The sequence below is a fragment of the Streptomyces sp. KL109B genome (assembly GCF_030766935.1).
Lineage (GTDB): Bacteria > Actinomycetota > Actinomycetes > Streptomycetales > Streptomycetaceae > Streptomyces.
The window spans coordinates 136,817-149,856 of the sequence record NZ_JASERL010000018.1 but is presented as its reverse complement, the minus strand read 5'-3'; the positions used below and the strand labels follow the sequence as shown (position 1 = coordinate 149,856).

The 13,040-nt window shown below is 71.2% G+C and carries 14 protein-coding genes; 6 read left to right on the top strand and 8 right to left on the bottom strand.

What is annotated here, in order from left to right; all coding sequences use genetic code 11:
* Positions 1–161: 161 nt before the first annotated feature.
* Positions 162–1,808, bottom strand: a complete 1,647-nt coding sequence (locus RBJ65_RS40390) for an alkaline phosphatase D family protein (RefSeq protein WP_306320821.1) — start codon at positions 1,806–1,808, stop codon at positions 162–164.
* A gap of 103 nt (positions 1,809–1,911) precedes the next feature.
* Positions 1,912–2,556 (bottom strand): HNH endonuclease family protein, encoded by a 645-nt coding sequence (locus tag RBJ65_RS40385; RefSeq protein ID WP_306320909.1) that lies wholly within the window; start codon positions 2,554–2,556, stop codon positions 1,912–1,914.
* Between the two features lie 261 nt (positions 2,557–2,817).
* Between RBJ65_RS40385 and RBJ65_RS40380 the strand changes: the two genes are divergently transcribed.
* Both RBJ65_RS40380 and RBJ65_RS40375 read left to right on the top strand, forming a co-directional pair.
* Entirely contained in the window at positions 2,818–3,564 is a 747-nt protein-coding gene (locus tag RBJ65_RS40380; protein WP_306320822.1) for a DUF4142 domain-containing protein, read from the top strand.
* A 167-nt stretch (positions 3,565–3,731) separates the two neighbouring features.
* Positions 3,732–4,391 carry an HAD-IA family hydrolase gene (locus RBJ65_RS40375; RefSeq protein ID WP_306320823.1) on the top strand — a complete coding sequence of 220 codons (660 nt, stop codon included), beginning with the start codon at positions 3,732–3,734 and terminating at the stop codon, positions 4,389–4,391.
* Positions 4,392–4,500: 109 nt separating this feature from the next.
* Here RBJ65_RS40375 and RBJ65_RS40370 read toward each other — a convergent pair whose 3' ends face one another.
* Positions 4,501–5,343, bottom strand: a complete 843-nt coding sequence (locus tag RBJ65_RS40370; protein WP_306320824.1) for a peptidoglycan-binding protein — start codon at positions 5,341–5,343, stop codon at positions 4,501–4,503.
* A 256-nt stretch (positions 5,344–5,599) separates the two neighbouring features.
* Here RBJ65_RS40370 and RBJ65_RS40365 point away from each other — a divergent pair, with 256 nt between their 5' ends.
* Positions 5,600–7,690 carry an MDR family MFS transporter gene (locus RBJ65_RS40365; protein ID WP_306320825.1) on the top strand — a complete coding sequence of 697 codons (2,091 nt, stop codon included), beginning with the start codon at positions 5,600–5,602 and terminating at the stop codon, positions 7,688–7,690.
* Here the strand turns inward: RBJ65_RS40365 and RBJ65_RS40360 are convergent.
* A complete protein-coding gene (locus tag RBJ65_RS40360) occupies positions 7,599–8,171 on the bottom strand; it encodes a GNAT family N-acetyltransferase (RefSeq protein WP_306320826.1) in 573 nt (190 codons plus the stop codon). The genes RBJ65_RS40365 and RBJ65_RS40360 overlap by 92 nt on opposite strands.
* A gap of 126 nt (positions 8,172–8,297) precedes the next feature.
* Here RBJ65_RS40360 and RBJ65_RS40355 point away from each other — a divergent pair, with 126 nt between their 5' ends.
* Both RBJ65_RS40355 and RBJ65_RS42220 read left to right on the top strand, forming a co-directional pair.
* Positions 8,298–8,936 carry a hypothetical protein gene (locus RBJ65_RS40355; protein WP_306320827.1) on the top strand — a complete coding sequence of 213 codons (639 nt, stop codon included), beginning with the start codon at positions 8,298–8,300 and terminating at the stop codon, positions 8,934–8,936.
* A 5-nt stretch (positions 8,937–8,941) separates the two neighbouring features.
* Positions 8,942–9,361: a hypothetical protein gene (locus RBJ65_RS42220; protein WP_372341343.1), complete on the top strand. Its 420-nt coding sequence runs from the start codon at positions 8,942–8,944 to the stop codon at positions 9,359–9,361.
* A 41-nt stretch (positions 9,362–9,402) separates the two neighbouring features.
* Here RBJ65_RS42220 and RBJ65_RS40345 read toward each other — a convergent pair whose 3' ends face one another.
* Complete coding sequence (locus tag RBJ65_RS40345; protein ID WP_306320828.1) at positions 9,403–9,738, bottom strand: antibiotic biosynthesis monooxygenase; 336 nt, start codon at positions 9,736–9,738, stop codon at positions 9,403–9,405.
* Between the two features lie 25 nt (positions 9,739–9,763).
* Positions 9,764–10,180 (bottom strand): DUF1992 domain-containing protein, encoded by a 417-nt coding sequence (locus RBJ65_RS40340; RefSeq protein ID WP_306320829.1) that lies wholly within the window; start codon positions 10,178–10,180, stop codon positions 9,764–9,766.
* Between the two features lie 80 nt (positions 10,181–10,260).
* Between RBJ65_RS40340 and RBJ65_RS40335 the strand changes: the two genes are divergently transcribed.
* Complete coding sequence (locus RBJ65_RS40335) at positions 10,261–10,671, top strand: FHA domain-containing protein (RefSeq protein WP_306320830.1); 411 nt, start codon at positions 10,261–10,263, stop codon at positions 10,669–10,671.
* A gap of 37 nt (positions 10,672–10,708) precedes the next feature.
* On the opposite strand, the gene RBJ65_RS40330 is transcribed toward RBJ65_RS40335, so the two are convergent.
* A complete protein-coding gene (locus RBJ65_RS40330; protein WP_306320831.1) occupies positions 10,709–11,386 on the bottom strand; it encodes an O-methyltransferase in 678 nt (225 codons plus the stop codon).
* Between the two features lie 101 nt (positions 11,387–11,487).
* Positions 11,488–12,873 (bottom strand): MFS transporter, encoded by a 1,386-nt coding sequence (locus RBJ65_RS40325; protein ID WP_306320832.1) that lies wholly within the window; start codon positions 12,871–12,873, stop codon positions 11,488–11,490.
* Between the last annotated feature and the right edge of the window lie 167 nt (positions 12,874–13,040).

The window sequence follows — 13,040 nt, the reverse complement described above, 5'->3', positions numbered from 1 at the left end:
TGCCCACCCTGCCGCCCCAGGCGGCAGATTGCCCAAGGCGCGTGGCGTCGGCCGTCAGGGGTGAGGAGCCGGGGTATTTCGAGCCTCTGCGGCGATTGAGCAGCGGGGGCCGGGGCGGAGCCCCGTGGTGTGGGGGTGGTGGGGCGTAATGGGAGGGCGGGTTATGTGAGGTGGCGGGAGGCCGTGCGGGTCAGGCCGCGCTGTGCGTCCGCCTGGTCGAGGGTCAGGGAGGCGTCGCGGGCGCGCAGGGTCAGCGTCATGAGTTGGTTGCCGAACCACGGGCCACCGGTCCGACGCCAGCCGATGCGCGGCGCGGCAGCGCGCCCGTGGCGGGCGAAGCGGCGGCCGAGGGCGCGTCCGAAGCGGCTCCAGCCGAAGCGGAAGCCGAGGCGTATGGAGGCTGGGACGGAGTTGTGGACGGGGGAGCAGGTGAGCTGGAGGACGCGGGCGCTCGGGGCCGCGTCGGTCACCGGCCACGTGGGCTCGGCGACGTACGCGTGGTGCACGTCGCCGGAGAGGACCGAGATGGTCGCCGGCGCCGCGTCGCCCGACCCCGCCTCGGCGATCAGGTCGGCGAGCGCCGCGAACGACGACGGGAACGCCGCCCAGTGCTCCAGGTCCGCCCTGCGCCGCAGATCCTCCCCGAACCGCGCCCACCGCGGCCCCCGTTCCCCCCGGCACAGCGCCGCGTTCCACCCCTCCGCGTCATGGATGAGGTGCGGCAGCAGCCACGGCAGGGACGTGCCGATGAGGAGGTGGTCGTACGTGCCGTGGTCCGCCAACGCCTGCTCGCGCAGCCACTTCGCCTCGTCGGGCGCGAGCATCGCCCGGTGCTGCTCGTCCAGGACGCGGGCCGCCCGCGTGTCCACCATCAGCAGCCGTACGCGCCCGAAGTCCCGGCGGTAGCTCCACCGGACCGAGGACGGGTCCTCGTCGGCGCGTGCGGCGAACTCGCGGAGCGCGTCCGTGCCGTCGGGCGTCGCGCGCACCGCCGCGTACACCGGGTCAGTGGCCAGCGCCGCCGGGGAGAGGTTGCCTATGTGCTGGTGCACCCAGTACGACATCAGGCCGCTCAGCAGCCGCTCGCGCCACCACGGAAGCGCGCGCATGTCCGCGAGCCACGCGGCGCTGGTGTTCCAGTCGTCGATGAGGTCGTGATCGTCGAAGATCATGCAGCTGGGGACCGTGGAGAGCAGCCAGCGGACCTCCGGGTCGAGCCACGACTCGTAGTAGAGGTGCGTGTATTCCTGGTAGTCGGCGACCTCGGTGCCCGGCGGGTCGGACAGGTCGCGGCGGCGGGCCAGCCACGCCCGCGTCGCCGGTGAGGTCTCGTCCGCGTACACCTGGTCGCCGAGGAGTACGAGGACGTCGGGGCGCTCGGCGGCCGGGTCGGCGGCGATGCGGGCGGCCAGGGTGTCGAGGGCGTCAGGCCCGACCGGGTCGTGCTCGTCGGCGGGCGGCGCGGCCCAGCGGCAGGAGCCGAAGGTGACCCGGACCGGGTCCCCGGCCTCGTACGACGGGGTCCGGATGGTGCTCGGCGGGTACGGGGAGTCCGGCAGCGGCCAGACCGGCGGGGCGTCGCCGTCGCCGCCGAGCCGGATCTCGTACGTGGTCTCCGTGCCGGGAGTGAGGCCCGTGACCGGGATCAGTGCGTAGTGGTGCCCGTCGACCTGGAACGTGGGCGCGCTGCCCGCCGCGCCGTCCGCGCACCGCACCTGCGCGACGCAGGGACGGCTCGCCTCGACCCAGACGGTCGCCGTCTCCTCGTCCACGTACCGCAGCAGTGGTCCAAGGCGCAGCCTCGCCACGTGATCGCCTCCGCTCGTGTCCCCGACGTTCCGGCCCCGTACGGTACGGAACGTCGGAGGTGGGCGGGACGGTTCCGGCGAGCGGATTCGGCAGGCCCGGGATTCAGCAGCCGCTGAGCCCCGACTGGATCGCCGACTTCTCCGCCGGGTCGACGCTGAGGTCGTAGTGGTGCTTCACCTGGACCCACATCCGCAGGTACGTGCAGGTGTACGCGGAGCGCGAGGGCATCCACTCGGCCGGGTCCTGGTCGCCCTTGGACTGGTTGACGTTGTCGGTGACCGCGATGAGCTGCGGGCGGGTGAGGTCGTTGGCGAAGCCCTGGCGCTCGTCGTTGGTCCAGGAGCTCGCGCCCGACTTCCACGCCTCGGACAGCGGGACGATGTGGTCGATGTCGACGTCGGCGGACGCCGTCCAGGTCTCGCCGTCGTACTCCGAGTACCAACTGCCGGACGTCGCCGCGCAGTTGGAGTCCGTCTCGACGTCCTTGCCGTCGCGCTTGAGGACTTCCTCGCGGGTGTTGCACGCCCCGGACTGGGTGATCCAGTGCGGGAACTTCTCGCGGCTGTAGCCGTCGGACGAGCCCTCCGCCTTCTCCGTCAGCTCGGAGAGGTACGTGCGGGCGGTGGAGGCGCTGATGGGGGTGGGTGGGGACGCCTGGGCGGACGGGGTGGTGAGCAGCAGGCCGACGGCGGTGGCGCCGGCGGCGGCCGCGGCGACCCAGGCTCGACGCGCGTAGACCGGGCGTATGCGGTGCGAGGGTGCGGTGGGGCGCATGTGAACTCCCTTGAGGTGGGGTGGAGTTACGAGGCACGTGCCGTGTGGCAGGGGCGCGTCAATATGGTGGCGGGCTTGGGGGTGGCCCACAAGTGGGCCGGGCGAAACGGGAGTTGGTGGGAAGAGGGCGCGTAGAAGAACGCCGAGATTTTTGGCGGAGCGCTGATCGGTGCGGGTCTCGCGTCCGTACTCTCCGGTATCCCTCGTTGATGCCCGTTGATGACTGGAGGCACCATGCGGCTCTCGCGTTCCACGGCCGGAAACCTCTTCGTGGTCGGCTCGTTGGCCGTGACCGTCTCGGCGCTGGCCTATCCGGCCCTGCTCGGCGTGGAGTCGACGTCCACCGCGCAGACGCGCGTCGTCGCCAACACCCGCTGGGGCCCGCTCACCGAGGCCGACCGGGACTTCGTGGTCAAGGTCAGGTCGGCGGGGCTCTGGGAATTCCCGCTGGGCCAGGAGGTGTTGAAGCGGGGGACGAGGCCGGAGGTGAAGGAGGCCGGGCGGCATCTGATCGTCGGGCACGCGCTGCTCGACGCGAGCTGCCGCAGGATCTCGCAGGAGATGGACATCGCCCTGCCCAACCAACCCACCCCGCAGCAACAGCAGTTCGTGGCGACCGTGCAGTCCAAGCGCGGCACCGAGTTCGACTCCACGGCCTCGAACATCATGCGGGTGACGCACGGGCAGATCTTCCCCGCCGTCAGCGCTGTTCGGGCCACCACGCAGAACACCGAGATACGGCGGCTCGCGAACGAGGCCAATGACGTCGTGCGGGACCACATGGAGGTGCTGGAGAAGACCGGCCTGGTCAATATGGATCAGGCGCTCGCCGAGCAGACCGGGCCGCCGAAGGTTCCGAAGGGGCAGATGACGCCGCCCGCGCCGCAGCCGGGGGTGCCGCAGGTGGCGTTGGTCGCGCCGCCGGGGCTGCCGAATCCGTATACGAAGACGTTTCCGTCGTCGCCGGCGACGACCCGCTGAGGGGTGGCTGAGGGGTAGGTGGGGGGCGGGTGGCGATCTGCGGGTGAGTTTTTGTATCGTGGAGGAACAAAGTGGCGCCCGCCCGTTCAACCCTGACCAGCGGGCGGGGCCGCCTTGTTTCTTCCTTTCTCGTTCTCGCCTCGTCTCCGCAGGTCTGGAGTCCACCGATGGCCACTGTTCTCAAGGCGCGCGCACTCCTCCTCGACATGGACGGCACGCTCGTCAACTCCGATGCCGTCGTCGAGCGGATCTGGCGGCGCTGGGCCGCCGAGCACGGATTCGACGCCGAGGAGGTCCTCGCCGTCGCGCACGGCCGCCAGGCGCACGCCACGCTTGCCGAGCTGTTGCCCGAGCGGCCGATGGCAGAGAACTACGCGGACAACGCGCGGATGCTCGCCGAGGAGACGGTCGATGTGGAGGGGGTCGTCGCCGTGCCCGGCGCCGGGCGGTTCCTTGAGGCGATCGTCGAGGGTGGGGTCGCGCATGCGCTGGTGACCTCGGCCGACCTCGCGCTGTCCAAGGCGCGGATGGGGGCGGCGGGGTTGGAGTATCCGGCGGTGCGGGTGACGGCGGAGAACGTGGGGGCGAGCAAGCCGGATCCTGAGGGGTTCTTGAAGGGGGCCGCGGAGTTGGGAGTTGATCCGGCGGATTGCGTGGTGTTCGAGGACTCGGGGGCGGGAATCGCGGCGGGGTGCTCCGCGGGGATGCGGGTTGTGGGGGTTGGGCCCAGGGCCCATGGGCACGGGGCGACTGTGTGTGTGGCGGATCTTTCGGCGGTACGGGTTGAGGTTCTTGGTGGGGGTGGGGTTGCGCTGTATGTGGGGTGAGGGTTGTTGCCCCTGGCCACAGGGGTTTGCGTAGGGGGCGGGTTTCGGTCTTGCGTGGCTGGGCGCGCAGTTCCCCGCGCCCCTTTGGCTACCCGTCTTGCGGGAGTCGTTAGTTTCCCGTCTCTCGTTCCAGGGCTGTGCGGGTCGCGGGGCCGTATTCGCCGCGTTTGTCGTCTTGGATGCCGCGGGACATCTGGTAGGTGCTGACCGCGGTTTCGGTGGGGCTGTTGAAGTGGCCGTTGGTGTCGCCCGCGTAGATGCTGAGGCGCTTGAGGCGGTACTGGAGTTCGGTGACCTCGTGGCCGCGGTCGCCCCTGCGCAGGGTCGGCGGGGGCGTGGGGGTGGAGGACGCCGAGCGGGTGGGGGACGACGGGGGGCGGGACGGTTCGCGCTTCTGGGGTTTGGTGCTGGGCTTGGTGTGCGTCGGGGTGGGGGACACCGAGGCCGTGCGGGACGGGGTGGGTGTGGGTGTGGGGGTGGGGGACGGGGAGTGTTTCGTCGACGAGGGGGAGACCGAGCGGGTGGGACTCGGCGGGGCGGGGGTCAGGGCCGTCGCCGTGGCGGCCGTGTTGTCCGAGGCCGAGGCGTCGTCGTCGCCCGGGGACGAGATCAGGACCGTCACGAGGGTCGCCACGCTCAGTACGCCCGTGACCGCCGCGAGCAGCAGGATGCGGCCCCCTCGGGACGGCTTGTCCGGGGCCGGGCCCGCGCCGTCGTCGGCCTCCTGCGCGGTGAGGCGGGGCGGCGGCGGATACGCGTACGGGTCGGCGGCCCGCGGCGGGGCCGGCTGGGACGGTTCCGAGAGGGAGACGTAGGGGCGGACCCGCAGCGGGGCAAAGGCCTCCGCCTCTTCCGCCTCTTCCGCCTCTTCCGGCTCGCAGGCGCAGGACAGCGCGCCGTCGGGAGCCTCATCGGCCCCGCACTGCGGACACGTACGACGATCGTCGCTCACTGCTGGAAAACCCCCTCCGAGCGGCTCCGGCCCCCCGCCGGCGCGCCGCAGACGCATTATGCAGACCCGCGGGGCCCGGCCGCAGCGCGGCTCCCATAAACGCTCGTCAGCACCCGTGTGCGCACCGTGACCGGGCGCGGCCGGGAAAAACATCCGGTGCCGCATGACTCAACAGGCCAAACCTGGTCACACCTACCAGGATGGGAAGTACCAAGCACCCGGCGCCGTCCGCGCCGGGGTGGCTTCGGAGGTGGCCATGAGCAGCGAGGACATCGAGGCCGTAGGGCCGGGAGACAGCGGTCGCGCGGCGCCCACCGCGCCCAAGGAGAACGCCAAGTCGGGCGGCGTGCTCGTCTCGATCGGCGCGCTGCTGCTCGGCATGCTGCTCGCCTCGCTCGACCAGACGATCGTCTCGACGGCCCTGCCGACCATCGTCAGCGACCTCGGCGGCCTGGAGCACCTGTCGTGGGTCGTCACCGCGTACATGCTCGCCGCGACGGCCGCGACCCCGCTGTGGGGCAAGCTCGGCGACCAGTACGGGCGCAAGAAGCTCTTCCAACTCGCCATCCTGATCTTCCTGGTGGGTTCGGCGCTGTGCGGACTCTCGCAGAACATGGGGCAGTTGATCGGGTTCCGTGCGCTGCAGGGGCTCGGCGGCGGCGGGTTGATGGTGCTGTCGATGGCGATCGTCGGCGACATCGTCTCGCCGCGTGAGCGAGGGAAGTACCAGGGTCTTTTCGGTGCCGTCTTCGGGGCGACGAGTGTGCTCGGGCCGCTGCTCGGCGGGCTCTTCACGGAGCATCTGAGCTGGCGCTGGGTCTTCTACGTCAATCTGCCGATCGGCGTCGTGGCTCTCCTCGTGATCGCCGCGGCGTTGCACATTCCGGTGCGCTCGACCAAGCACCGCATCGACTATCTCGGCACGTTCCTCGTCGCGTCCGTCGCCACGTGTCTCGTCCTGGTCGCCTCGCTCGGCGGCACCACGTGGGCCTGGGGCTCGCCGCAGATCATCGGGCTCGCGGTCCTGGGCTTCGTACTCGGAGTGGCTTTTGTGTTCGTGGAGTTCAGGGCCGTGGAGCCGGTGCTGCCGATGCATCTGTTCCGGGTCCGGACGTTCACGCTGTCGGCGATCATCAGCTTCGTCATCGGCTTCGCGATGTTCGGCGCGATGACCTACCTGCCGACGTTCCTCCAGGTCGTACAGGGCGTCACACCGACCATGTCGGGTGTGCACATGCTGCCGATGGTCTTCGGCATCCTGCTGTCGACCACCGTGTCCGGGCAGGTCGTCAGCCGCACCGGGCGCTGGAAGATGTTCCCGGTCGCCGGCACCGCCATCACCATGATCGGGCTGCTGCTCCTGCACAACATGGACGAGCACACGGCCACCGGCGTGATGAGCCTGTACTTCTTCGTCTTCGGCGCGGGGCTCGGCCTCGTCATGCAGGTCCTTGTGCTGATCGTGCAGAACGCCGTCCCGTACGAGGACCTGGGCGTGGCCACCTCCGGTGCGACGTTCTTCCGTTCCATCGGTGCCTCGTTCGGTGTCGCGATCTTCGGCACGATCTTCGCGAACCAGCTCGGCAGCAGGCTCGGCGACGCCCTCGCCGGACAGCAGCTGCCGCCGGGCGTCACCCCCGACTCGCTCGGCGCCGACCCGCGCGGCATCGCCGAGCTCCCGGCGAACGTGCAGGCGCCCGTCATCCACGCCTACTCCACGTCCATCACGGACGTCTTCCTGTACGCGGTCCCGATCACGCTGCTCGCCTTCGCGCTCGCCCTGCTGCTGCACGAGGACCCGCTGCGCGGCTCCGTCACCGCGCCCGACGTGACCGAGACGCTCGCCAGCAACCCCGTCGAGCGCTCCTCGTACGACGAGGCGGCGCGCGCCCTTTCGACGCTCGGCAGCCGTGAGGGGCGGCGCGCGGTGTACGAGAAGATCACCGAGCGGGCGGGCTACGACCTGCTGCCCGCGGCGAGTTGGCTGGTGCTGCGCACCCACCGCAACGGGTGGGCGGAGCCCGGTGTGCTCGCCGAGTACACCGCGATCCCGCTGCCGGTGATCCTCGACGCGGCGCGGCAGGTCGAGGGGCGGCGCCTCGCCGTGCGGGAGGGCCCCGATCTCGTCCTCACCGACGAGGGCCGCGTCGTCGCGGAACGCCTCGCGCAGGCCCGCGAGGAGTCCCTCGCCGAACTGCTCGGCGACTGGTGGGGCCCCGACCGCTCCCGCGACCTCGTCCAGCTCGTCACCGACCTCAACACTGAGATGTGCGGCTCCGACGCGGAGCGGCCGCACGCGGGGGCCGCGGCGGCGCCTGCGGCGTCCGGGGCGTCAACGGCTTCCTGAACCAGTGCTCGGCGTACGTGTCGGCGTTGTGCGGCGCCGTCTCCACGTAGCCGAGCCGTGCGTACAGGGCGCGCGCCTCCACCAGGTCACCGCGAGTGTCGAGGCGGACGGCGGTGGCGCCGAGCGCGCGGGCCGCGTCCTCGGCGGCGGACACGAGGAGCGCGGCGCCGCCCGTGCCGCGCAGCTCCTCGCGTACGTAGACCCGCGTGAGCTCGGCCGTGACCGCGTCCACCATCCGTACGCCCGCCGTCCCCGCGGGCTCACCCGCGTACCGGCCGAGCATCAACCGGCCGTGTGGCGGCGTCAGTTCGCTCCCCGACTCGGCGGCGATCTCCCGCTCCAGCTCGGCCGGGTCCGTGGCGTGCCCCTCGTGCAGCAGATACCAGCGGTCGCTCATCTCCGTGTAGTACGCGCGCCAGAGTTCGGCCGCGGCGGGGGAGTCGTACGGCTCGGGGGAGACGGTCCACGTGGTGGTGTTCATGGGACATGGTGGGGCCGGTGGGGTGTGTGGACGCAAGCGGAATTCGCCGTGGCCGGTACCGGTCTGTTTCAGCCCGCCCGGCCGGGCAACCCGGCCCGCAACAGCCACAGTTGAGGGAAGGCAGTCATGTCCACAGGCGTGATCATCGCTCTGATCGTGGTGGGGGTCGTGGTCGTCGGCGCGGCGGGCCTCTTCGCCGCGCGCACCGCGCCCAGCGGCGGACGCGGCCTGAAGCGCCGGTTCGGGCCCGAGTACGAGCGGGCCGTGACGCGGCACGACGGCGACACGAAGGCCGCCGAACGGGAGCTGGCCGACCGCGTGAAGCGGCACGGCGCGCTGCGTGAGCGGCCCCTGGACCCGGTCGCCCGCGAGCGCTATCTGACGCGCTGGGCCGACGCCCAGGAACGGTTCGTCGAGTCCCCCGACGTCGCCGTCGCCGAGGCCGACATGCTCCTCGCCGAGCTGGCGCACGAGCGCGGCTTCCCGGACGGCGGCCACTACGAGGAGCAGCTCGACGCGCTCTCCGTCCACCACGGATCGCACGTGCACGGCTACCGGCGCGTGCACCGCGCCGCGCACGCCCGCGCCGGACGGGCCGAGGAGAGCCACGCGGGTACGGAGGAGCTGCGCGAGGCGATGGTCGAGGCGCGCCCCCTCTTCGACGAGCTCGTCGGCCCGGACCGCGCCGCACCCCGCGGCACCTCGCCCACGCACCACCACCAGCGGCACGGCGTCTTCAAGGGGCGCCTGGCGAAGGGGAGTTGACGGCCATGACCGAGACCGAGCGGGCCGAGATCGAGCGGGCCGAGATCGAGCGGGCCGAGACCGAGCAGGCCGAGATCGAGCGGGCCGAGGCCGACGGGGTCGACAAGGGGATCGCGACGCCTCCGACGCCCCCGACGGCCGCACCCGCGCGCACCGAACTCGTTCCGGCGGATGAACGCGCCGCGCTCGAAAAGCGGCTGCGGCACGCGCTCACCGGCTTCGTCGACGAGCCGCGCGCCGCCGTCGAGGAGGCCGACCACGTCCTGGAGGACCTGGCGGCCCGCCTCACCGAAACCCTCGCGGGACACCGCCGCACCCTGCGTACGTCCTGGCAGGACCCCACCGAGGGGCCCGAGGACACCGAGCGGCTCCGCCTCGCGCTGCGCGACTACCGGGAGACGGCGGAGCGGCTGCTGCGGATCTGAGGGACCTGAGGGATCTGAGCGGGGAACCTACGTACCTGTACCTACGCGCTCTTCGGCGCGGCCTGCTGCACGACCTCGAACGACCACACCGTGGACCCGCTCGCGGCCGGCTTCGGACGCTCGCCGTCGCCCTGGGTTCCCTGGGTGCCCTGGTGGGCCGCCTTCATGGGGCCCTCCATCCAGGCCTGGAACGACTCCTCGTCGCGCCAGCGCGTGTAGACGAGGTACTGGTCGGTGCCCTCGATCGGGCGCAGCAGCTCGAACCACTCGAAGCCGTCGGAGTTCTCGACGGTGCCGGCGCGCGAACCGAAGCGCTTTTCGAGGACTTCCCGCTGCTCTTCGGGAACGGTGAGGGCGTTGATCTTCACGATGCTCATGCGTCCATCGTGCCTCAGCGACCCCTCAGGCCGACCCGCGCCCCTCCCGCCACTCCCGCACGATCTCCTCGATCTCGTCCGCCGTGTACGGCTTCAGGCCGAGCGGCGGTCCAGGCGGCGGCTTGAACATCATGTCGCGGATCTTGTCGTTGAGTTCGGCCAGCGTCTGCCGCACGGCCCGCTCCGACGGCACCTTCGGCAGCGCGGCCAGGGTGTCCTCGGCCTCCTTGCGCAGCGCCAGCGAGGGCGGCAGGACCGAGATGCCCTCGCGGGCCAGCTTCTCCTTGATCCACCAGTTCTCGTCGTACGAGGAGTGCGAGGACGGCGCGAGGGGCTTGCCCTCGCCCGGCAGCGCGGAGAAGTCGCCGCGTCGTTCGGCGTCACGGATCTGCTTGTCGACGAATGACTCGAAACTGACTCCGGGCGGTTTGCGTTCGGTCATGACACAAGTGTCCCAGAGCGGATCGGGGCGCTCTAGGCTGCGAGCCACGAGGGCGCGAGGCGCGAACGCTGGGGGGCGGGGTGCTCGAACTGACCATGGCCGTCACGGCCGGTGGCGACACGGGGGAGACGGCCGCGATGAGCATGGCCGAGGCCGGGAGCGAGCCCGGGGCGGTGCTGCGGGTCGGGCGTGACGCGAGCGTGTGCCGGCTCGTGATTCCGCAGGACTGGCTGTTCGTGTCGCGGGTGCACCTGGAGTTCCGGTGCGGGCCCGACGGCGCGTGGAGCGTGTTCTGGCTGCGCGGCTCGCAGGACGATCCGGCCTCCGAGGTGCGGGTGCGGTTCGGGGAGCACAAGCCGGGGACGACGGGGCGGCCCGTCGCGTACGGAGGTGTGGTGGCGTTGCCGCGCGGCTCGTCCGGCGAGGTGCTCGTGGCCGACAGGGGCGGGCCGCGCAGCGTGCACGTCGGCTTCTGTCACGAACTCACGTAAGCCACGCAGGTCACGCAGGTCACGCAGGTCACGCAGGTCACGAACTCACGTAGGCCACCGCGAAGCCGTCGTGGCCCTTCGCGCCCACCGTCTGGATCGCCGTCGCGTCGAGCCTCGGGTGGTCCGCGAGGAGTTGGAGGGCGGCGCGGGTGCCGACGACGTCGCCCGCGGTGGAGTCGGCGTCGGTGACGCGGCCGTCGCGCACCACGTTGTCGACGACGAGCACGCTGCCGGGGTGCGTCATGCGCAGCGCCCACTCCACGTAGCGCGGGTTGTTGACCTTGTCCGCGTCGATGAAGACCAGGTCGAAGTCGGCGCCCTCGTCGGCAAGGCCCGGCAGCGAGTCGAGCGCGGCGCCCACCCGTACCTCGACGACCTTGTCCAGGCCCGCGCGGGTGATGTTGGCGCGGGCCACCTCGGCGTGCCGGTCGCTGTACTCCAGGGTGATCAGCGAGCCGTCTGCGGGGAGCGCGCGGGCCAGCCAGATCGTGCTGTAGCCGCCGAGCGTGCCGATCTCCAGGACGCGCCGCGCGCCCTGGATGCGGGCGATGAGGTGGAGCAGTTTCCCGTGCGTCGCCGAGACGTTGATGCCGGGCAGGCCCGCCGCCGCGCTGTCGTCGAGCGCCGCGGCGAGGGTCTCGTCGGCGGGGGCGAGGAGGCCGGAGAGATAGGCGTCGACGGCGGCCGGTTGACGTTCTTCGGGGTCAGTCGTCATGGCCGTCAGCGTAAGCAGGGCCGGAGCGATACGTCCTGCGTTTCGCTCCGGCCCTGATCACTTGCGTACGGGTGTTGCCCACACCTCGCGTACGGGTGTCGCTACACGGCGGGCGGCGAGCCCGGCAGCGGCCTGCCCGAGGACTCCTTCATGCGCCACACCGCGATGGCACCGATGACGGCCGCGGCCATCATGTAGTACGCGGGGATCATGAGGTTGCCCGTGGCCGCGATGAGGGAGGCGACGACCAGCGGCGTCGTACCACCGAACAGCGAGACGGAGAGGTTGAAGCTGACGGCGAGCGAGCCGTAGCGGACCTTCGTGTCGAACAGCGCGGGCAGCGTCGACGGCATCGACGACGTGAAGCCGACGAGCAGCAGGCCGAGCGCGGCGAGGCCGAGCGCGATCGCCCACGTGGAGCCCGCCTGGATCAGCAGCATGGCCGGGACGGAAAGGAGCACGAAGCCGGCGCAGGCGGTGCCGATCACCCAGCGGTGGCCGAAGCGGTCGTTGGCGAGGCCCGCCGGGAGCTGGACGGCCATCATCAGCAGCATCACGCAGATGAGGATGATCGTGCCGTGCGTGGCGTCGTAGTGCAGCTGCTCGCTGAGGAACGTCGGCATGTACGACAGCAGCATGTAGTCGGTGACGTTGAAGACCAGGACCAGCGCGATGCACAGGAACATGGGCTTGGCGTTGCCGACGAACATCTCGCGGAGCTTCGGCTTCGGAGCGGACTTCTCCTTGGCCTCGGCCTCCTCGGCCAGCTTCTTGAACGCCGGGGTCTCCTCCAGCTTCATCCGGACGTACAGGCCGACCAGGCCGATCGGGCCCGCGACGAGGAACGGGATGCGCCAGCCCCAGTCGTACAGGGCGTCGGTGGCGAGCGACGTGGTGAGCGCCGTCGCGAGCGCGGCACCGGCGACGTAACCGGCGTTCGTGCCGAGCTCAAGGAACGAGCCGAAGAAGCCGCGGCGCTTGTCCGGCGCGTACTCGGCGATGAACGTGCAGGCGCCGCCGTACTCACCGCCGGCCGAGAAGCCCTGCACCATGCGGGCCACGATCAGCAGCACGGGGGCCCAGATGCCGATGGAGGCGTGCGACGGGATCAGGCCGATCGCGAAGGTGCCCGCCGACATCATGATCATGGTGATGGCGAGGACGCGCTGACGGCCGATGCGGTCGCCGAGCGGGCCGAAGAAGGCGCCGCCGATGGGGCGCACGAGGAAGGCGGCGGCGAAGGTGCCGAGCGTCGACAGGACCTGCGCGGTGCTGGACGCCGAGGGGAAGAAGACGTGCCCCAGCGTCGCGGTCATGTAGCCGTAGACGCCGAAGTCGAACCACTCCATCGCGTTTCCGAGGGCCGCCGCCTTGACCGCGCGCTTGACCAGCGCGGGGTCGGTGGTGGTCGGCTCGGCTGAGCTGCGGTCCTTCGCGAGTGCGGCGGACCGGCCGGTACTGGGGGCGATGGAAGTGGCGCTGGACACGGGTCCTTCGCCTTCCTTTCGTGGGGGACAAGGGGAAGGGCCGTCCACGCGGAACGGCCCGACGCATCGACCATAGGGGCGCCCGCACCCGTAACGGGTAGTGTTCAGTTAACTGCGTTCAGCGAGGAAACCGCCTCCGGCCTGGGGAAACGTCGAAGTCTTCGCAC

What these genes read in the sequence shown, in the direction of transcription:
- RBJ65_RS40330 (WP_306320831.1), bottom strand. Translation starts at nt 11,386, where the DNA reads ATGACGACTGACCCCGAAGAACGTCAACCGGCCGCCGTCGACGCCTAT.
- RBJ65_RS40355 (WP_306320827.1), top strand. Translation starts at nt 8,298, where the DNA reads ATGTCCACAGGCGTGATCATCGCTCTGATCGTGGTGGGGGTCGTGGTC.
- RBJ65_RS40345 (WP_306320828.1), bottom strand. Translation starts at nt 9,738, where the DNA reads ATGAGCATCGTGAAGATCAACGCCCTCACCGTTCCCGAAGAGCAGCGG.
- RBJ65_RS40380 (WP_306320822.1), top strand. Translation starts at nt 2,818, where the DNA reads ATGCGGCTCTCGCGTTCCACGGCCGGAAACCTCTTCGTGGTCGGCTCG.
- RBJ65_RS42220 (WP_372341343.1), top strand. Translation starts at nt 8,942, where the DNA reads ATGACCGAGACCGAGCGGGCCGAGATCGAGCGGGCCGAGATCGAGCGG.
- RBJ65_RS40375 (WP_306320823.1), top strand. Translation starts at nt 3,732, where the DNA reads ATGGCCACTGTTCTCAAGGCGCGCGCACTCCTCCTCGACATGGACGGC.
- RBJ65_RS40365 (WP_306320825.1), top strand. Translation starts at nt 5,600, where the DNA reads ATGAGCAGCGAGGACATCGAGGCCGTAGGGCCGGGAGACAGCGGTCGC.
- RBJ65_RS40360 (WP_306320826.1), bottom strand. Translation starts at nt 8,171, where the DNA reads ATGAACACCACCACGTGGACCGTCTCCCCCGAGCCGTACGACTCCCCC.
- RBJ65_RS40340 (WP_306320829.1), bottom strand. Translation starts at nt 10,180, where the DNA reads ATGACCGAACGCAAACCGCCCGGAGTCAGTTTCGAGTCATTCGTCGAC.